The following is a 16,194-nucleotide window of genomic DNA, read 5'->3' as shown; positions in this document are numbered from 1 at the left end:
GTGCCTCCGGCCGGCGCCTGTGGGTGGCGGCCGCCGGCGTGGCCGGCCTGGCCGCGGTGGGTGGCGGCCTGTACGCCGTGCTGTCGCCCAGCCGTGCCCGGCGCATCGACGCCGCTCCCGACCTGGCCGCCTCGGCCGCGTTGCCGCCGGTGGCCGCGGCACCGGCGCCCGTGCCGGCCACGGCCGCCGCGCCGGCCGCCGCCAGCCCGCGCGACGCGCTGGCCGGGCGCCTGCGCGAGATCTACGAACAGCGCGACCCGGCCGTCACGGCGCAGCTGCAGCTGTCCAGCCCCCGGCTGGTTGTGGACCGCGACAGCCTGACCTTCAGCTTCACGCCCGGTACCGAGTCCTATGCCTACCTGCTGTTCCTTGACCAGGAGGGCGCGCTGAACCTGATCTTCCCGAGCTACGGTTTCGAGTCCAACCAGGTCAAGGCCGGCCAGAAGATCGATATGCCCAAGGGCGTGGCGCTGGCGCCGTCCGCGCCGGCTGGCACCTGGTCCTTCCTGCTGCTGCTTTCGCGCTACCCGCGCGATTTCTCCCGCTTCGGCCAGCACAGCGCCAAGAACTACGGCTGGCTGCCCATCACCGGGGACGTCAGTGCCGCCATCATCGGCGCGCCGCTGTGCCGCAGCGGCGACTGCCGCGACTCCTACGGCGCGCTCTGGTTCGAGACCCAGGTGGTGATGCCATGACGGCGCGCGCCGTGCTGGACACGCAGATCGTGCTCGACTGGCTGCTGTTCAACGACCCGTCGGTCCAGCCGCTGGCCGCCCAGATCGCCGCCGGCGCGCTGGAGTGGGTGGCCGAGCCCGGCGGGCTCGACGAGCTGCGCCATGTGCTGGGCCGCGAGGCGCTGGCGCGCTACCAGCCCGACGTCGCCGCCATTGACGCCGCCATCGCTGCGCAATGCCGCGTCGTCGCCACGCCGCAGCTGCCGCCGCACGGTCTCGTCTGCCGGGATCGCGACGACCAGCGCTTCATCGACCTCGCGCTGGCCATCGGCGCCACCTATCTGTTCTCCCGCGACCGCGCCGTGCTGGCACTGGCCAGGCCGGCCCGCGCCCGCGGGCTGACCATCGTCAGCCCTGCCCGCTGGGTGGTTCCGGCCGTGGCGCTGCCCGGCTGAATCCGGCCCGTCGCCGGCCGAAAAGCGCGGGACTTGCCGTTTTGGCCGTCCGCGGCCTACAATCGCCGGCTCTTCGCCTTTTGGGCGCTGCATTGCTGCGCGCTCGAAAAGTGAAGTTCACTGACTTCAAACGGGAACAAGTCGTTTTATGCCAACCATCAATCAACTCGTGCGCCAAGGCCGTGAAGCCGAAGTCACGAAGTCCAAGTCGCCTGCGATGCAGAACTGCCCGCAGCGCCGCGGTGTCTGCACCCGCGTCTACACCACCACGCCCAAGAAGCCGAACTCGGCTCTGCGTAAGGTCGCCAAGGTGCGCCTGACCAACGGTTTCGAGGTCATCTCGTACATCGGCGGTGAAGGCCACAACCTGCAAGAGCACAGCGTCGTGCTGGTGCGCGGCGGCCGGGTGAAGGACCTGCCCGGTGTGCGTTACCACATCGTCCGTGGCTCCCTTGACCTGCAAGGCGTCAAGGACCGCAAGCAGTCGCGCTCCAAGTACGGCGCGAAGCGTCCGAAGAAGTAAATCGTCTGTTCGGGCTCAGCTCGCAAGCTGACCCAACGTTGTTGCGGCCAATCAGGCCGAGTAAGTGGACAAGCCCCAGATGTCGGTGGTTGTCCAGCGGAGCGAGGCGACAAGCCCCTCCAACTGAAGCAGAAGGAAGAATCCCATGCCACGTCGTCGCGAAGTACCCAAGCGCGAGATCCTGCCGGACCCCAAGTTCGGTTCCGTCGATCTGTCCAAGTTCATGAACGTCATCATGGAATCGGGCAAGAAGGCCGTCGCTGAGCGCATCATTTACGGTGCCCTGGAGCAGGTCGAGAAGAAGATCGGCAAGGACCCGCTGGAAGTGTTCATGGTCGCCCTGAACAACGTGAAGCCCATGGTTGAAGTGAAGTCCCGCCGTGTCGGCGGTGCGAACTACCAAGTTCCCGTGGAAGTTCGCCCCGTCCGCCGGATGGCCCTCGCCATGCGCTGGTTGAAGGAATCCGCTCGCAAGCGCGGTGAGAAGTCGATGGCCCAACGCCTGGCCAATGAACTGCTGGAGGCCGCAGAAGGCCGCGGCGGCGCGATGAAGAAGCGCGACGAAGTTCACCGCATGGCAGAAGCCAACAAGGCGTTCTCGCACTTCCGCTTCTAAACTCATCGTCTTTCGGCCGCCTCGGGTTTCTACCAACCCGCTGGCGGCTCCTGCCTTCTGGAGCAAACCATGGCCCGCAAAACCCCCATCGAGCGCTACCGCAACATCGGTATCTCCGCGCACATCGATGCTGGCAAGACCACCACGACCGAACGCATCCTCTACTACACCGGTGTGAACCACAAGATCGGTGAAGTGCACGATGGCGCCGCCACGATGGACTGGATGGAGCAGGAGCAGGAGCGCGGCATCACGATCACGTCGGCCGCGACGACCTGCTTCTGGAAGGGCATGGACATGTCCTACCCCGAGCACCGCTTCAACATCATCGACACCCCCGGACACGTGGACTTCACGATTGAAGTCGAGCGCTCGATGCGCGTGCTGGACGGTGCCTGCATGGTGTATTGCGCCGTGGGTGGCGTGCAGCCCCAGTCGGAAACCGTCTGGCGCCAGGCCAACAAGTACAAGGTGCCCCGCCTCGCGTTCGTCAACAAGATGGACCGCACCGGCGCGAACTTCTTCAAGGTCGTCGACCAGATGAAGACCCGCCTGAAGGCCAACCCCGTGCCCGTGGTCATCCCCATCGGCGCCGAGGAAAACTTCAAGGGCGTGGTGGACCTCTTCAAGATGAAGGCCATCATCTGGGACGAAGCCTCCCAGGGCATGAAGTTCACCTTCGAAGACATCCCCGCTGACCTGCTCGAAGTGGCTCAGGAATGGCGCGAGAAGCTGGTCGAGGCGGCTGCCGAAGCCACCGAAGACCTGATGAACAAGTACCTCGAGACGGGCGACCTGACCGAGGAAGAGATCAAGCTCGCGATCCGTCAGCGCACCATCGCGACGGAAATCCAGCCGATGCTGTGCGGCACCGCGTTCAAGAACAAGGGCGTGCAGCGCATGCTGGACGCCGTCATCGACTTCCTGCCGTCGCCGCTGGACATCCCCCCGGTGTCGGGCACGGACGAAGACGACCAGCCGATCACGCGTCAGCGCACCGACGAGGAGAAGTTCTCGGCGCTGGCCTTCAAGCTGATGACCGACCCCTACGTCGGTCAGCTGACCTTCGTGCGCGTCTACTCGGGCGTGCTGCAGTCGGGCGCGACCGTCTACAACCCGATCCGCGGCAAGAAGGAACGTATCGGCCGGATCCTGCAGATGCACGCCAACCAGCGTGAAGAAATCAAGGAAATTCTGGCCGGCGACATCGCCGCCTGCGTGGGCCTGAAGGACGTCACCACGGGCGAAACCCTGTGCGATCCGGACAGCATCATCACGCTGGAAAAGATGATCTTCCCGGAGCCCGTGATCTCGCAGGCCGTCGAGCCCAAGACCAAGGCCGACCAGGAAAAGATGGGCCTGGCGCTGGGTCGCCTGGCTGCCGAAGACCCGTCGTTCCGCCTGCGCACCGACGAAGAATCCGGCCAGACCATCATCTCCGGCATGGGCGAGCTGCACCTGGAAATCATCGTCGACCGCATGAAGCGCGAGTTCGGCGTGGAAGCCAACGTCGGCAAGCCGCAGGTGGCCTACCGCGAAACCATCCGCAAGAGCGTGACCGACGTCGAAGGCAAGTTCGTTCGCCAGTCCGGCGGCAAGGGCCAGTACGGTCACGTCGTGCTGTCGCTCGAGCCGCAAGAGCCGGGCAAGGGCTTCGAGTTCGTCGACGCCATCAAGGGCGGTGTGGTTCCCCGTGAATACATCCCCGCGGTCGAGAAGGGCATCATCGACAGCCTGCCGAACGGCGTGCTGGCCGGCTTCCCGGTCGTCGACGTCAAGGCCACGCTGACTTTCGGCTCGTACCACGACGTGGACTCGAACGAAAACGCGTTCAAGATGGCCGCCTCCATGGGTTTCAAGGAAGCCATGCGTCGCGCCAGCCCCGTCATCCTCGAGCCGATGATGGCCGTGGAAGTCGAGACGCCCGAAGACTACGCTGGCACGGTCATGGGCGATCTGTCCAGCCGTCGCGGCATGGTGCAGGGCATGGACGACATGGTCGGCGGTGGCAAGGTCATCAAGGCCGAAGTGCCGCTGAGCGAAATGTTCGGCTACTCCACGTCGCTGCGCTCGGCCACGCAAGGCCGCGCCACGTACACGATGGAGTTCAAGCACTACTCCGAAGCGCCCAAGAACGTTGCCGACGCCATCATCCTGGCGCGCGGCAAGAACTGATCCGCTTCTAAAGAATCGTCTTCGTAGCGGCCCGCCCGCTTCGCCAGTCGGCGGGAATCACGGGTGCTACGGAAACGCTAAACCAACAGACTGGCGATCCGCTCTTTTCGGAGAATAGAAATGGCAAAAGGCAAGTTTGAACGGACCAAGCCGCACGTGAACGTGGGCACGATCGGTCACGTTGACCACGGCAAGACGACGCTGACGGCTGCAATCGCGACCGTGCTGTCCAAGAAGTTCGGTGGCGAGGCCAAGGCCTACGACCAGATCGACGCAGCGCCCGAAGAAAAGGCCCGCGGCATCACGATCAACACCGCGCACGTCGAGTACGAGACCGCCAACCGCCACTACGCGCACGTTGACTGCCCCGGCCACGCCGACTACGTCAAGAACATGATCACCGGTGCCGCCCAGATGGACGGCGCCATTCTGGTGTGCTCGGCCGCTGACGGCCCGATGCCCCAGACCCGCGAGCACATCCTGCTGGCTCGCCAGGTCGGCGTGAAGTACATCATCGTCTTCCTGAACAAGTGCGACATGGTCGACGACGCCGAGCTGCTCGAGCTGGTCGAAATGGAAGTGCGCGAGCTCCTGTCCAAGTACGACTTCCCCGGCGACGACACCCCCATCATCAAGGGTTCGGCCAAGCTGGCGCTGGAAGGCGACGCGGGCGACCTGGGCGAACAGGCCATCATGCGCCTGGCTGACGCGCTGGACACCTACATCCCCCAGCCGGACCGTGCCGTTGACGGCGCGTTCCTGCTGCCGGTGGAAGACGTGTTCTCGATCTCCGGCCGCGGCACCGTCGTGACCGGTCGCGTCGAGCGCGGCATCATCAAGGTCGGCGAAGAAATCGAAATCGTCGGCATCCGCGAAGTCCAGAAGACCACGGTCACGGGCGTCGAAATGTTCCGCAAGCTGCTGGACCAAGGTCAAGCAGGCGACAACGTCGGCATCCTGCTGCGCGGCACCAAGCGTGAAGACGTCGAGCGCGGCCAAGTGCTGGCCAAGCCCGGCACCATCAAGCCGCACACCCACTTCACGGCAGAAATCTACGTTCTGTCCAAGGAAGAGGGCGGCCGTCACACCCCGTTCTTCAACAACTACCGTCCCCAGTTCTACTTCCGCACGACGGACGTGACCGGTGCCGTGGAGCTGCCGAAGGACAAGGAAATGGTCATGCCTGGCGACAACGTCGGCATCACCGTGAAGCTGATCGCGCCGATCGCGATGGAAACCGGTCTGCGTTTCGCCATCCGTGAAGGCGGCCGCACCGTCGGTTCGGGCGTCGTCGCGACGATCCTCGAGTAATCAATGCGTGACCGTGCGCCGGGCGGCTGCCGTCCGGCGTTCACATCGCTCTTTAAGGAACAGTCATGCAAAAGCAAAAAATCCGCATCCGCCTGAAGGCGTTTGATTACAAGCTGATCGACCAGTCGGCCCTCGAAATCGTCGAGACCGCCAAGCGCACCGGCGCCATCGTCAAGGGCCCCGTGCCCCTGCCGACCCGTCTGGAGCGTTTCGACATCCTGCGTTCGCCGCACGTCAACAAGACCAGCCGCGACCAGTTCGAGATCCGCACGCACCAGCGCCTGATGGACATCGTCGATCCGACCGACAAGACGGTCGACGCGCTGATGAAGCTCGACCTGCCCGCCGGCGTCGACGTCGAAATCAAGCTGCAGTAATTCGCGAGGCCTTCGGGCTGCGATCCCAAGGCCCCGGCCCTGTCTCGACAGGCCGGGGCCTTGTCTTTTGAACTGAATGATGCCCGGTGCTTGCATCAGGGCTATCCCGCGGGCTATACTCGCCAGCTTTTCCGGGTTGGCCTATGCCTGCTCGGATGTTCGCGCAGCGTTTCAAGCGACTTGTCGCAAGAGGCGCTGCACAGGTCAGCCCGGCCAATCGATGTCGGGTGTTCGCAATAGCTTCGAAGGCATGAACGCAAGTTCGGGCCGACGGGGCTGGAGAAAAAACATGAGTCTGAGCAACCGTCTCGGTTTGCTGGGCCGCAAGGTGGGCATGATGCGCATCTTCACGGACGATGGCGATGCCATTCCCGTGACGGTGCTGGACGTGTCCAACAACCGCGTGACCCAGGTCAAGACCCAAGAGACCGACGGCTACAGCGCCATCCAGGTGGCGTTCGGTACGCGCAAAGCATCGCGCGTCACCAAGCCTGAAGCCGGCCACCTCGCCAAGGCGGGTGTCGAAGCCGGTGAAGTCCTCAAGGAATTCCGCGTCGACGCCGACGTCGCTGCCCAGTACAAGGCTGGCGCGACCGTCCCCGTGACGCTGTTCGCCACGGGCCAGCTGGTCGACGTGCAAGGCACGTCCATCGGCAAGGGCTTCGCAGGCACCATCAAGCGCCACAACTTCGGCTCGCAGCGCGCGTCGCACGGCAACAGCCGTTCGCACAACGTGCCGGGCTCGATCTCGATGGCGCAGGATCCGGGCCGCGTGTTCCCGGGCAAGAAGATGACTGGCCACATGGGCGACGAAACCGTCACCACCCAGAACCTGGACATCGTGCGCGTTGACGAAGCTCGTCAACTGCTGCTGGTCCGCGGTGCGGTCCCGGGTTCCAAGAACGGCCACGTCGTCGTTCGCCCGGCCGTCAAGGTCAAGATCAAGAAGGGAGCCAACTGATGCAGCTCGAGCTCCTGAACGAGCAGGGTCAGGCCACCGCCAAGGTGGACGCACCTGACACCGTCTTCGCTCGCGACTACAACGAAGCCCTGGTGCACCAGGTGGTCGTGGCCTTCCAGGCCAATGCCCGCCAAGGCACCCGCGCCCAGAAGGACCGTGAACAGGTCCATCACTCGACCAAGAAGCCTTTCCGCCAGAAGGGCACCGGCCGCGCTCGCGCCGGTATGACGTCGTCGCCCCTGTGGCGTGGCGGCGGTCGCATCTTCCCGAACATGCCTGACGAGAACTTCTCGCACAAGCTGAACAAGAAGATGTACCGCGCCGGCATGGCTGCGATCCTGTCGCAGCTGGCCCGTGAAGGCCGCCTGGCCGTGGTGGATTCGATCTCGATCGAAGCCCCCAAGACCAAGCTGCTGGCCGCCAAGTTCAAGGCCATGGGCCTGGACTCGGTGATGGTCATCGCCGACACCGTGGACGACAACCTGCTGCTGGCCTCGCGCAACCTGGCCAACGTGCTGGTCGTCGAGCCGCGCTACGCCGACCCCCTGTCGCTGGTCTTCTACAAGAAGGTGCTGGTGACCAAGGCTGCGGTCGAGCAACTCAAGGAGATGCTGGCATGAGCGTCACCAAGTATTCCGAAGGCCGTCTGGCCTCCGTGCTGCTCGCGCCCATCGTGTCCGAGAAGGCCACGCAAGTTGCCGAGAAGCACAACCAGGTCCTGTTCAAGGTCCTGCGCGACGCCACCAAGCCGGAGATCAAGGCCGCTGTTGAACTGATGTTCAAGGTCGAGGTCGAGTCGGTCAACGTCGTCCAGGTCAAGGGCAAGACGAAGCGCTTCGGTGGCCGCGCTGGCCGCCGTGACCACGTCAAGAAGGCCTACGTGGCCCTCAAGGCCGGTCAAGAGCTCAATTTCTCCGGGGAGGCCGCGTAAATGGCCATCGTCAAAGTCAAGCCGACTTCGCCCGGCCGCCGTGGCGTCGTCAAGGTGGTGCACAAGCATCTCCACAAGGGCGCTCCCGAAGCTTCGCTGCTGGAACCCCAGAAGCAGAAGTCTGGCCGTAACAACAACGGTCACATCACGATGCGCCACAAGGGCGGTGGTCACAAGCACCACTACCGCGTCGTGGACTTCAAGCGCAACAAGGACGGCATCCCCGCGAAGGTCGAGACCATCGAGTACGACCCGAACCGCACGGCCCACATCGCGCTGGTGTGCTACGCCGACGGCGAGCGCCGCTACGTGATCGCCCCGCGCGGTCTGGAAGTGGGCGCGACCATCCTGAGCGGCTCGGAAGCGCCGATCAAGGCTGGCAACACGCTGCCGATCCGCAACATCCCGGTGGGTTCGACGATCCATTGCATCGAGTTGCAGCCTGGCAAGGGTGCCCAGATGATCCGTTCGGCCGGCACCTCCGCTGTCCTGATGGCTCGTGAAGGCGTCTACGCCCAGATCCGCCTGCGCTCCGGCGAAGTTCGCCGCGTGCACATCGACTGCCGCGCCACCATCGGTGAAGTGAGCAACGAAGAGCACAGCCTGCGTCAATACGGCAAGGCTGGCGCGATCCGCTGGAAGGGCATCCGCCCGACCGTTCGTGGCGTCGCCATGAACCCGGTGGATCACCCGCACGGTGGTGGCGAAGGCCGCACCGGCGAGGGCCAGGTCCCTGTGTCGCCGTGGAACACCCTGACGAAGGGCTACCGCACTCGCAACAACAAGCGCACGCAGACGTTCATCGTCTCGCGTCGCAAGAAGTAAGGGCTAGGCCATGACTCGTTCGCTGAAGAAGGGCCCCTTCGTTGACCACCACCTGCAGGCCAAGGTCGACAAGGCGGTTGCCAACAAGGACAAGAAGCCCATCAAGACCTGGTCGCGTCGCTCGACGATCCTGCCCGAGTTCATCGGTCTGACGATCGCCGTGCACAACGGCAAGCAGCACGTGCCGGTTTATGTGTCTGACCAGATGGTCGGCCACAAGCTGGGTGAATTCGCACTGACCCGCACCTTCAAGGGCCACCCGGCCGACAAGAAGGCCGGGAAGAAGTAAGGACTAGAGACGATGGAAACCAAAGCAATCGTCCGTGGCGTCCGCCTGTCGTGTGACAAAGGCCGCCTCGTGGCCGACATGATCCGCGGCAAGAAGGTGGATCACGCCCTCAACATCCTGACCTTCACCCAGAAGAAGGCGGCCGTCATCATCAAGAAGGCGCTGGAAAGCGCCATCGCCAACGCCGAGCACAACGACGGCGCTGACATCGATGAACTGAAGGTCACCTCGATCTACGTCGAACAGGGTGCCACGCTGAAGCGCTTCTCGGCTCGCGCCAAGGGCCGCGGCAACCGCATCAGCAAGCCCACGTGCCACATCTTCGTGGCCGTTGGCAACTAAGGCGCAAGGAAGACTATGGGACAGAAAATCCATCCGGTTGGCTTCCGCCTGCCTGTCACCCGTAACTGGGCTTCCCGCTGGTACGCGAACAACCAGAACTTCGCCACGATGCTGGCCGAAGACCTGCAGGTTCGCGACTACCTGAAGGCCAAGCTCAAGAACGCCGCTGTTTCGCGCATCCTGATCGAGCGTCCCGCCAAGAACGCCCGCATCACGATTTTCTCGGCTCGTCCGGGCGTCGTGATCGGCAAGAAGGGTGAAGACATCGAAGCGCTGAAGGCCGAGCTGACCAAGCGTCTGGGCGTGCCCGTCGCCGTCAACATCGAAGAAGTGCGCAAGCCTGAAGTCGATGCTCAGCTGATCGCCGACTCGATCACCCAGCAGCTCGAGAAGCGCATCATGTTCCGCCGTGCCATGAAGCGCGCGATGCAGAACGCGATGCGTCTGGGTGCCCAGGGCATCAAGATCATGAGCGCTGGTCGCCTGAACGGCATCGAAATCGCTCGTACCGAGTGGTATCGCGAAGGTCGTGTTCCCCTGCACACCCTGAAGGCCGACATCGACTACGGCTTCTCGGAAGCCAAGACCACCTACGGCGTCATCGGCGTCAAGGTCTGGGTCTACCGCGGTGACCGCCTGGCCAATGGCGAGGCTCCCGTCATCAACACCCCCGCTGGCGCCGAAGACGATCGTCGCCCGCGCCGTAACGCCCGTCCGGGCGCTCCCGGTGGCCGTGGCCGCCCGGGTGGCGACCGTGGCCCGCGTGACGGAGCAGACCAGCCCGCTGCCGCCGCCCCCACGGGTGACGCAGCCAAGCCCGCCGCGAAGCGCGTGATCCGCAAGGCTCCCGCCGCCGGTGAGGCCAAAGGAGAATAAGCATGCTGCAACCTAATCGTCGCAAGTACCGCAAGGAGCAGAAGGGCCGCAACACCGGTGTTGCGACCCGCGGCGCCGCGGTGTCTTTCGGTGACTTCGGCCTGAAGGCCACGGAACGCGGCCGTCTGACGGCCCGTCAGATCGAAGCGGCTCGCCGCGCGATCTCGCGTCACATCAAGCGTGGCGGCCGGATCTTCATCCGCATCTTCCCGGACAAGCCCATCTCGCAAAAGCCTGCCGAAGTCCGTATGGGTAACGGCAAGGGCAACCCCGAGTACTACGTCGCTGAAATCCAGCCCGGCAAGGTGCTCTACGAGATCAACGGCGTGCCGGAGACGCTGGCTCGCGAGGCGTTCACGCTGGCCGCTGCCAAGCTGCCGCTGCGTTGCACGTTCGTGGCCCGCCAGGTCGGTACCTGAGGAAGACACCATGACGAAAGCAACTGAACTCCGCGCCAAGGACGTCGCTGCCCTCGAGAAGGAAGTGACCGACCTGCTGAAGGCCCACTTCGGCCTGCGCATGCAAAAGGCCACCCAGCAGCTGACCAACCACAGCCAGCTGGGCAAGACCCGCCGCGACATCGCGCGTGCCAAGACCGTTCTGGCACAAAAGAAGAAGGAGGCCACGAAATGACTGAGGCCCAAGTGAAGAACGTGCGCACGCTGGTCGGCAAGGTCGTCAGCGACGCCCGCGACAAGACCGTGACCGTGCTGGTTGAGCGCCGTGCCAAGCACGAGCTCTACGGCAAGATCGTGGCCCGCTCGCGCAAGTACCACGCGCACGACGAGACCAACGAGTACAAGATCGGCGACGTCGTCGAAATCAGCGAAACCCGCCCGGTCTCCAAGACCAAGGCCTGGGCGGTGACCCGCCTGGTCGAGAAGGCGCAGATCGTCTAAGACCGTCGGTCGCATGACCGCCAAAGCCGGCACGCTGGGTAACTGGTGCGCCGGCTTTTCCATTTCCAGTTCACGGAGGAACGCATGATCAAAGTAGGCGACAAGCTGCCGGCCGGCAGCCTGCAGGAATTCATCGAGGTCGAGGGCGAGGGCTGCAGCCTGGGGCCCAACAGCTTTGACCTCGAGAAGGCGACCGCGGGCAAGACCGTGGCCATCTTCGCGCTGCCAGGGGCCTTCACGCCGACCTGCTCGGCCCAGCATGTGCCCGGCTATGTGGCCAAGGCCGACGAGCTGAAGGCCGCGGGTGTGGACGAGATCTGGTGCGTGTCGGTCAACGACGCCTTCGTCATGGGTGCCTGGGGGCGTGACCAGAAGACGGCCGGCAAGGTCCGCATGATGGCGGACGGCAGCGCCGCGTTCACGCAGGCGGTCGGCCTGGTGTTCGACCTGACGGCCAAGGGCTTTGGCGTGCGCTCGCAGCGCTACTCCATGCTGGTCAAGGACGGCGTGGTCAAGAGCCTGAACGTCGAGGCGCCTGGCAAGTTCGAGGTCAGCGACGCTGCGACGCTGCTGGCCCAGGCCAAGAGCGCCTGATCGAACGTGGCGGGAAGGCGGCCTCGCGGCCTTCCCGCACTTTTCTGCACACAAGGCATTGACGACCCAGCGTTTGTCACTGCATAATGCGCAGCTTCGCCGAGAGCTAGGCACATGACTCCATGTGCTGCGGCCTCGGAATCCGCCCACAACCGTCGGGCAGCCAAGGGTGCAACGCCTGCCGCTGACTGACTTACGGGCCCAAGACTGACCGACTCGCGCGCTGGCGTGTTTCGGGACAAGTTGGGGACAGACATGATCCAAATGCAATCGCGGCTTGATGTCGCGGACAACACTGGCGCCAAGTCCGTTCAGTGCATCAAGGTGCTGGGCGGCTCCAAGCGCCGCTATGCGCACATCGGCGACATCATCAAGGTCAGCATCAAGGAAGCTGCCCCGCGTGGTCGCGTGAAGAAGGGCGAGGTCTACAGCGCCGTGGTGGTTCGCACCGCCAAGGGCGTGCGCCGCCAAGACGGCTCGCTCGTCAAGTTCGACGGCAATGCCGCCGTGCTGCTCAACGCCAAGCTGGAGCCCATCGGCACCCGCATCTTCGGCCCCGTGACGCGTGAACTGCGTACCGAGCGCTTCATGAAGATCGTGTCGCTGGCGCCCGAGGTGCTCTGAGCCCCCACTGTCTGAGGTAAGCCATGAACAAGATCCGTACCGGCGACCAGGTCATCGTGTTGACCGGCCGCGACAAGGGCAAGCGCGGCACTGTGACCGCGCGCGCTGACGAAGACCACGTGGTCGTCGAAGGCGTCAATGTCGTCAAGAAGCACGTCAAGCCCAACCCCATGAAGGGCACCACCGGTGGCGTCGTCGACAAGACCATGCCCATCCATCAATCCAACGTGGCGATCTTCAACGCCGCCTCCGGCAAGGCCGATCGCGTGGGCGTCAAGCTCGTCGACGGCAAGCGGGTGCGCGTCTTCAAGTCGACCGGCGAAGAGATCAAGGCATAAGAGGTCCGACATGGCTCGTCTGCAAACGCATTACCGCGAAAAAATCGTGCCTAGCCTGACTGAAAAGTTTGGCTACAAGTCGGTCATGGAAGTTCCGCGCATCACCAAGATCACGCTCAACATGGGTGTGAGCGAGGCGGTCGCCGACAAGAAGGTCATGGACCACGCCGTGGGCGACCTGACCAGGATCGCCGGCCAGAAGCCCGTGGTCACGAAGTCGAAGAAGGCCATCGCCGGCTTCAAGATTCGTGACAACGTGCCCATCGGTGCGATGGTCACGCTGCGCGGTGTCCAGATGTATGAATTCCTGGACCGCTTCGTGACGATCGCGCTGCCGCGCGTTCGTGACTTCCGTGGTATCTCCGGCCGCTCGTTCGACGGCCGTGGCAACTACAACATCGGCGTCAAAGAACAGATCATCTTCCCCGAAATCGAGTACGACAAGGTGGATGCTCTGCGTGGTCTGAACATCAGCATCACGACGACTGCCAAGACGGACGACGAAGCCAAGGCTCTGCTGGCTGCGTTCAAGTTTCCGTTCAAGAACTGAGGTGCCCCGTGGCAAAACTCTCGATCAAACAACGTGAGCTGAAGCGCGAGGCGCTGGTCGCCAAGTTCGCCAAGAAGTACGCTGAACTCAAGGCCATCATCGACGACAGCAAGAAGTCCGAAGAAGAGCGCTACGCCGCTCGCCTCGAACTGCAAAAGCTGCCCCGCAATGCCTACCCCACTCGCCTGCGTAACCGCTGCGAGCTGACGGGTCGCCCGCGCGGCACCTTCCGCAAGTTCGGCCTGGCCCGTAACAAGATTCGTGAACTGGCCTTCAAGGGCGACATCCCCGGTGTCGTCAAGGCCAGCTGGTAATCGGCTGATAGGAGATATCGCAAATGAGCATGAGTGATCCCATCGCCGATATGCTGACCCGCATCCGCAACGCGCAGATCGTCGAGAAGACGAACGTTGTGATGCCGTCGTCCAAGCTGAAGGTGGCGATTGCCAAGGTCCTGAAGGACGAAGGCTACATCGACGACTTCGCCGTTCGCGGCGAGGCTGCCCGCCCGGAGCTGGAAATCTCGCTGAAGTACTACGCTGGCCGTCCGGTCATCGAGCGCATCGAGCGTGTCAGCCGCCCCGGTCTGCGCATCTACAAGGGCCGCCACGACATCCCTCAGGTCATGAATGGCCTGGGTGTGGCAATTGTGACGACCCCGCAAGGCGTCATGACGGACCGCAAGGCCCGCGCTGCCGGTATCGGTGGCGAGGTCCTCTGCTACGTCGCCTAAGCGAAGGAGTAGGAAACAATGTCCCGCGTAGGAAAAATGCCGGTCAACGTCCCGCAAGGTGTGGACGTGACCATCGGCGCTGAAGCCATCAGCGTCAAGGGCTCTCTCGGCACGCTGGTGCGTCCGGCGAACAGCCTTGTCAACATCAAGAACGAAGCCGGCAAGCTGAGCTTTGTGCCCGCCAACGAGTCGACGGAAGCCGACGCGATGAGCGGCACGATGCGCGCGCTGGTGGCCAACATGGTCAACGGCGTCAGCAAGGGCTTCGAGAAGAAGCTGAATCTGGTTGGCGTGGGCTTCCGTGCCCAGGCCCAAGGCCAGAAGCTGAACCTGCAGATCGGTTTCTCTCACCCCGTGGTGAAGGACATGCCGGCCGGTATCAAGGTCGAGTGCCCCACCCAGACGGAAATCGTCATCAAGGGTGCTGACCGCCAGGTCGTCGGCCAGATCGCCGCTGAGGTGCGCGCCTTCCGTCCGCCCGAGCCCTACAAGGGCAAGGGCATCCGTTATTCGGACGAGAAGGTCTCCCTCAAAGAGACCAAGAAGAAGTAAGGAGCCGCGCCATGATGACCAAGAAAGAACAACGCCTGCGTCGTTCGCGCCAGACCCGTGCTCGCATCGCCCTGCAGCGCGTGGCCCGTCTGACGGTGTTCCGCTCCAATCTGCACATCTACGCCCAGGTCCTGTCGGAAGACGGTGGCAAGGTGCTGGCCGCTGCGTCTACCGCCGAGAAGTCGGTTCGCGAACAGCTGAGCAACGGCGGCAACGTCGCCGCTGCCACGCTGGTCGGCAAGCTGATCGCCGAGAAGGCCAAGGCTGCCGGCGTCGAGAAGGTCGCTTTCGACCGCTCGGGCTTCGCCTACCACGGCCGCGTCAAGGCGCTGGCCGAAGCAGCCCGCGAAGCCGGTCTGCAGTTCTGACGCATCAAGGAATACGAAATGGCAAAGTTTCAACCCCGCGGCGCTCAGGCTGAAGGCAACGACGACGGCCTGAAGGAAAAGATGATCGCGGTCAACCGCGTCACCAAGGTTGTGAAGGGTGGCCGCACGCTGTCCTTCGCCGCTCTGACGGTGGTCGGCGACGGCGATGGCCGCATCGGCATGGGCAAGGGCAAGGCCAAGGAAGTGCCGGTCGCGGTGCAGAAGGCCATGGAATCGGCCCGCCGCAACATGATCAAGGTCCAGCTGAAGAACGGCACCGTGCACCACAACGTGCTCGGCGAGCACGGCGCGTCGCGCGTCATGCTGGCGCCGGCTCCCGTCGGTACCGGCGTCATCGCAGGCGGCCCGATGCGCGCTGTCTTCGAAGTGATGGGTGTCACCGACATCGTGTCCAAGAGCCACGGTTCGACGAACCCCTACAACATGGTCCGCGCCACGTTGGACGCTCTGAAGCGTTCCACCACGGCGTCGGAAGTCGCTGCCAAGCGCGGCAAGACGGTTGAAGAGATCTTCAACTGATCGCCAGAGCGGAGCACAAGATGTCTGACAAGAAAACCGTGACGGTCAAGTTGGTGCGCAGCCCCATTGGCTGCCGCGCCTCGCACCGTGCCACCGTGGTCGGCCTGGGTCTGCGCAAGCTGAACAGCCAGAGCACGCTGGAAGACACGCCCGCCGTGCGCGGCATGATCAACAAGATCGCTTACCTGGTTCAGGTGCTGTGATGGAACTCAACACGATCAAGCCCGCAGAGGGCGCCAAGCATGCCAAGCGCCGTGTCGGCCGTGGCATCGGCTCCGGCCTGGGCAAGACCGCAGGTCGCGGCCACAAGGGCCAGAAGTCCCGCGCTGGTGGCTACCACAAGGTCGGCTTCGAAGGCGGCCAGATGCCGCTGCAGCGTCGCCTGCCCAAGCGTGGCTTCAAGTCGCTGACGCTGAAGTACAACGCCGAGATCACGCTGACCGACCTGCAAGGTCTGGCCGGTGAAGAGATCGACGTGTCGACGCTGAAGGCCGTCGGCCTGGTGCCGCAGCTGACGAAGTCGGTCAAGGTCATCCTGGCAGGCGCCATCGAGCGCAAGGTCACGCTGAAGGGCGTGAACGCCACGAAGGGCGCCAAGGCGGCCATCGAGGCGGCGGGCGGCTCGGTCGCCTAATCCAGCA

Annotated in this window: 28 protein-coding genes; all 28 read left to right on the top strand. The window is 63.9% G+C overall.

The genetic code is table 11. The features are described 5' to 3' along the window. Positions 1–695: DUF4384 domain-containing protein (locus AC1Q7O_RS18635; RefSeq protein WP_492662733.1), on the top strand; the 695-nt coding region annotated here is incomplete at its 5' end. Next, a complete protein-coding gene (locus tag AC1Q7O_RS18630) occupies positions 692–1,129 on the top strand; it encodes a putative toxin-antitoxin system toxin component, PIN family (RefSeq protein ID WP_492662397.1) in 438 nt (145 codons plus the stop codon). The genes AC1Q7O_RS18635 and AC1Q7O_RS18630, both read left to right, overlap by 4 nt. A 148-nt stretch (positions 1,130–1,277) precedes the next feature. Next, positions 1,278–1,652, top strand: coding sequence for a 30S ribosomal protein S12 (gene rpsL / locus AC1Q7O_RS18625; RefSeq protein WP_199596310.1), 375 nt, complete (start codon positions 1,278–1,280; stop codon positions 1,650–1,652). Positions 1,653–1,797: 145 nt separating this feature from the next. Beyond that, entirely contained in the window at positions 1,798–2,268 is a 471-nt protein-coding gene (gene rpsG / locus AC1Q7O_RS18620) for a 30S ribosomal protein S7 (RefSeq protein WP_056194782.1), read from the top strand. Positions 2,269–2,337: 69 nt separating this feature from the next. Further along, the gene (gene fusA, locus AC1Q7O_RS18615; RefSeq protein ID WP_492662398.1) at positions 2,338–4,443 is read left to right on the top strand and encodes an elongation factor G; all 2,106 of its coding nucleotides are present in this window, start codon (positions 2,338–2,340) and stop codon (positions 4,441–4,443) included. A 120-nt stretch (positions 4,444–4,563) separates the two neighbouring features. Next, entirely contained in the window at positions 4,564–5,754 is a 1,191-nt protein-coding gene (gene tuf, locus AC1Q7O_RS18610) for an elongation factor Tu (protein WP_492661158.1), read from the top strand. A 65-nt stretch (positions 5,755–5,819) separates the two neighbouring features. Continuing rightward, entirely contained in the window at positions 5,820–6,131 is a 312-nt protein-coding gene (rpsJ, locus tag AC1Q7O_RS18605; RefSeq protein ID WP_132576760.1) for a 30S ribosomal protein S10, read from the top strand. Positions 6,132–6,420: 289 nt separating this feature from the next. Continuing rightward, positions 6,421–7,092 carry a 50S ribosomal protein L3 gene (gene rplC, locus AC1Q7O_RS18600; protein ID WP_492662399.1) on the top strand — a complete coding sequence of 224 codons (672 nt, stop codon included), beginning with the start codon at positions 6,421–6,423 and terminating at the stop codon, positions 7,090–7,092. Continuing rightward, on the top strand, positions 7,092–7,712 hold the full coding sequence (rplD, locus tag AC1Q7O_RS18595) for a 50S ribosomal protein L4 (protein WP_492662400.1): 621 nt from the start codon (positions 7,092–7,094) through the stop codon (positions 7,710–7,712). The genes rplC and rplD overlap by 1 nt, the downstream gene beginning before the upstream one ends. Next, positions 7,709–8,023 carry a 50S ribosomal protein L23 gene (gene rplW / locus AC1Q7O_RS18590; RefSeq protein WP_056877739.1) on the top strand — a complete coding sequence of 105 codons (315 nt, stop codon included), beginning with the start codon at positions 7,709–7,711 and terminating at the stop codon, positions 8,021–8,023. Before rplD ends, rplW begins: the two co-directional genes overlap by 4 nt. Then, a complete protein-coding gene (gene rplB, locus AC1Q7O_RS18585) occupies positions 8,024–8,848 on the top strand; it encodes a 50S ribosomal protein L2 (protein ID WP_394402147.1) in 825 nt (274 codons plus the stop codon). A gap of 10 nt (positions 8,849–8,858) precedes the next feature. Next, on the top strand, positions 8,859–9,137 hold the full coding sequence (rpsS, locus tag AC1Q7O_RS18580; RefSeq protein ID WP_088484478.1) for a 30S ribosomal protein S19: 279 nt from the start codon (positions 8,859–8,861) through the stop codon (positions 9,135–9,137). 12 nt (positions 9,138–9,149) lie between these two features. After that, positions 9,150–9,479: a 50S ribosomal protein L22 gene (gene rplV, locus AC1Q7O_RS18575; RefSeq protein ID WP_268169252.1), complete on the top strand. Its 330-nt coding sequence runs from the start codon at positions 9,150–9,152 to the stop codon at positions 9,477–9,479. Positions 9,480–9,494: 15 nt separating this feature from the next. After that, on the top strand, positions 9,495–10,355 hold the full coding sequence (gene rpsC, locus AC1Q7O_RS18570; RefSeq protein WP_492662401.1) for a 30S ribosomal protein S3: 861 nt from the start codon (positions 9,495–9,497) through the stop codon (positions 10,353–10,355). 2 nt (positions 10,356–10,357) lie between these two features. Beyond that, the gene (gene rplP, locus AC1Q7O_RS18565) at positions 10,358–10,774 is read left to right on the top strand and encodes a 50S ribosomal protein L16 (protein WP_268169250.1); all 417 of its coding nucleotides are present in this window, start codon (positions 10,358–10,360) and stop codon (positions 10,772–10,774) included. A gap of 10 nt (positions 10,775–10,784) precedes the next feature. Next, a complete protein-coding gene (rpmC, locus tag AC1Q7O_RS18560) occupies positions 10,785–10,988 on the top strand; it encodes a 50S ribosomal protein L29 (RefSeq protein ID WP_422009910.1) in 204 nt (67 codons plus the stop codon). Next, positions 10,985–11,254 carry a 30S ribosomal protein S17 gene (rpsQ, locus tag AC1Q7O_RS18555; RefSeq protein ID WP_394511748.1) on the top strand — a complete coding sequence of 90 codons (270 nt, stop codon included), beginning with the start codon at positions 10,985–10,987 and terminating at the stop codon, positions 11,252–11,254. The genes rpmC and rpsQ overlap by 4 nt, the downstream gene beginning before the upstream one ends. 84 nt (positions 11,255–11,338) lie before the next feature. Beyond that, the gene (locus AC1Q7O_RS18550; protein WP_492662402.1) at positions 11,339–11,848 is read left to right on the top strand and encodes a peroxiredoxin; all 510 of its coding nucleotides are present in this window, start codon (positions 11,339–11,341) and stop codon (positions 11,846–11,848) included. A 255-nt stretch (positions 11,849–12,103) separates the two neighbouring features. Beyond that, a complete protein-coding gene (gene rplN, locus AC1Q7O_RS18545) occupies positions 12,104–12,472 on the top strand; it encodes a 50S ribosomal protein L14 (protein ID WP_056194233.1) in 369 nt (122 codons plus the stop codon). A gap of 23 nt (positions 12,473–12,495) precedes the next feature. Then, entirely contained in the window at positions 12,496–12,810 is a 315-nt protein-coding gene (gene rplX, locus AC1Q7O_RS18540) for a 50S ribosomal protein L24 (RefSeq protein ID WP_268169247.1), read from the top strand. A 10-nt stretch (positions 12,811–12,820) separates the two neighbouring features. Further along, positions 12,821–13,360: a 50S ribosomal protein L5 gene (gene rplE / locus AC1Q7O_RS18535; RefSeq protein WP_492662403.1), complete on the top strand. Its 540-nt coding sequence runs from the start codon at positions 12,821–12,823 to the stop codon at positions 13,358–13,360. Positions 13,361–13,368: 8 nt separating this feature from the next. Continuing rightward, a complete protein-coding gene (rpsN, locus tag AC1Q7O_RS18530) occupies positions 13,369–13,674 on the top strand; it encodes a 30S ribosomal protein S14 (RefSeq protein WP_233374013.1) in 306 nt (101 codons plus the stop codon). A 23-nt stretch (positions 13,675–13,697) separates the two neighbouring features. After that, positions 13,698–14,093, top strand: a complete 396-nt coding sequence (gene rpsH, locus AC1Q7O_RS18525) for a 30S ribosomal protein S8 (RefSeq protein WP_119046642.1) — start codon at positions 13,698–13,700, stop codon at positions 14,091–14,093. Between the two features lie 18 nt (positions 14,094–14,111). Further along, a complete protein-coding gene (gene rplF / locus AC1Q7O_RS18520; RefSeq protein ID WP_492662404.1) occupies positions 14,112–14,645 on the top strand; it encodes a 50S ribosomal protein L6 in 534 nt (177 codons plus the stop codon). An 11-nt stretch (positions 14,646–14,656) separates the two neighbouring features. Then, positions 14,657–15,013: a 50S ribosomal protein L18 gene (gene rplR / locus AC1Q7O_RS18515; RefSeq protein WP_492662405.1), complete on the top strand. Its 357-nt coding sequence runs from the start codon at positions 14,657–14,659 to the stop codon at positions 15,011–15,013. Positions 15,014–15,031: 18 nt separating this feature from the next. Beyond that, the gene (rpsE, locus tag AC1Q7O_RS18510; protein ID WP_492662406.1) at positions 15,032–15,553 is read left to right on the top strand and encodes a 30S ribosomal protein S5; all 522 of its coding nucleotides are present in this window, start codon (positions 15,032–15,034) and stop codon (positions 15,551–15,553) included. 20 nt (positions 15,554–15,573) lie between these two features. Continuing rightward, positions 15,574–15,756, top strand: coding sequence for a 50S ribosomal protein L30 (gene rpmD, locus AC1Q7O_RS18505; RefSeq protein WP_056877725.1), 183 nt, complete (start codon positions 15,574–15,576; stop codon positions 15,754–15,756). After that, positions 15,756–16,187, top strand: coding sequence for a 50S ribosomal protein L15 (rplO, locus tag AC1Q7O_RS18500; protein ID WP_492662407.1), 432 nt, complete (start codon positions 15,756–15,758; stop codon positions 16,185–16,187). Before rpmD ends, rplO begins: the two co-directional genes overlap by 1 nt. Positions 16,188–16,194 lie beyond the last annotated feature (7 nt).

The organism is Roseateles sp. GW823-FHT07B05, assembly GCF_058794515.1.
The sequence above is the reverse complement of the archived record's forward strand: the minus strand, read 5'-3'. Positions and strand labels throughout refer to the sequence as shown.

Bases quoted from the DNA above. Each gene is read 5' to 3' on its own strand.
- AC1Q7O_RS18630 (WP_492662397.1), top strand. From the start codon at position 692: ATGACGGCGCGCGCCGTGCTGGACACGCAGATCGTGCTCGACTGGCTG.
- rpsL (WP_199596310.1), top strand. From the start codon at position 1,278: ATGCCAACCATCAATCAACTCGTGCGCCAAGGCCGTGAAGCCGAAGTC.
- rpsG (WP_056194782.1), top strand. From the start codon at position 1,798: ATGCCACGTCGTCGCGAAGTACCCAAGCGCGAGATCCTGCCGGACCCC.
- fusA (WP_492662398.1), top strand. From the start codon at position 2,338: ATGGCCCGCAAAACCCCCATCGAGCGCTACCGCAACATCGGTATCTCC.
- tuf (WP_492661158.1), top strand. From the start codon at position 4,564: ATGGCAAAAGGCAAGTTTGAACGGACCAAGCCGCACGTGAACGTGGGC.
- rpsJ (WP_132576760.1), top strand. From the start codon at position 5,820: ATGCAAAAGCAAAAAATCCGCATCCGCCTGAAGGCGTTTGATTACAAG.
- rplC (WP_492662399.1), top strand. From the start codon at position 6,421: ATGAGTCTGAGCAACCGTCTCGGTTTGCTGGGCCGCAAGGTGGGCATG.
- rplD (WP_492662400.1), top strand. From the start codon at position 7,092: ATGCAGCTCGAGCTCCTGAACGAGCAGGGTCAGGCCACCGCCAAGGTG.
- rplW (WP_056877739.1), top strand. From the start codon at position 7,709: ATGAGCGTCACCAAGTATTCCGAAGGCCGTCTGGCCTCCGTGCTGCTC.
- rplB (WP_394402147.1), top strand. From the start codon at position 8,024: ATGGCCATCGTCAAAGTCAAGCCGACTTCGCCCGGCCGCCGTGGCGTC.
- rpsS (WP_088484478.1), top strand. From the start codon at position 8,859: ATGACTCGTTCGCTGAAGAAGGGCCCCTTCGTTGACCACCACCTGCAG.
- rplV (WP_268169252.1), top strand. From the start codon at position 9,150: ATGGAAACCAAAGCAATCGTCCGTGGCGTCCGCCTGTCGTGTGACAAA.
- rpsC (WP_492662401.1), top strand. From the start codon at position 9,495: ATGGGACAGAAAATCCATCCGGTTGGCTTCCGCCTGCCTGTCACCCGT.
- rplP (WP_268169250.1), top strand. From the start codon at position 10,358: ATGCTGCAACCTAATCGTCGCAAGTACCGCAAGGAGCAGAAGGGCCGC.
- rpmC (WP_422009910.1), top strand. From the start codon at position 10,785: ATGACGAAAGCAACTGAACTCCGCGCCAAGGACGTCGCTGCCCTCGAG.
- rpsQ (WP_394511748.1), top strand. From the start codon at position 10,985: ATGACTGAGGCCCAAGTGAAGAACGTGCGCACGCTGGTCGGCAAGGTC.
- AC1Q7O_RS18550 (WP_492662402.1), top strand. From the start codon at position 11,339: ATGATCAAAGTAGGCGACAAGCTGCCGGCCGGCAGCCTGCAGGAATTC.
- rplN (WP_056194233.1), top strand. From the start codon at position 12,104: ATGATCCAAATGCAATCGCGGCTTGATGTCGCGGACAACACTGGCGCC.
- rplX (WP_268169247.1), top strand. From the start codon at position 12,496: ATGAACAAGATCCGTACCGGCGACCAGGTCATCGTGTTGACCGGCCGC.
- rplE (WP_492662403.1), top strand. From the start codon at position 12,821: ATGGCTCGTCTGCAAACGCATTACCGCGAAAAAATCGTGCCTAGCCTG.
- rpsH (WP_119046642.1), top strand. From the start codon at position 13,698: ATGAGCATGAGTGATCCCATCGCCGATATGCTGACCCGCATCCGCAAC.
- rplF (WP_492662404.1), top strand. From the start codon at position 14,112: ATGTCCCGCGTAGGAAAAATGCCGGTCAACGTCCCGCAAGGTGTGGAC.
- rplR (WP_492662405.1), top strand. From the start codon at position 14,657: ATGATGACCAAGAAAGAACAACGCCTGCGTCGTTCGCGCCAGACCCGT.
- rpsE (WP_492662406.1), top strand. From the start codon at position 15,032: ATGGCAAAGTTTCAACCCCGCGGCGCTCAGGCTGAAGGCAACGACGAC.
- rpmD (WP_056877725.1), top strand. From the start codon at position 15,574: ATGTCTGACAAGAAAACCGTGACGGTCAAGTTGGTGCGCAGCCCCATT.
- rplO (WP_492662407.1), top strand. From the start codon at position 15,756: ATGGAACTCAACACGATCAAGCCCGCAGAGGGCGCCAAGCATGCCAAG.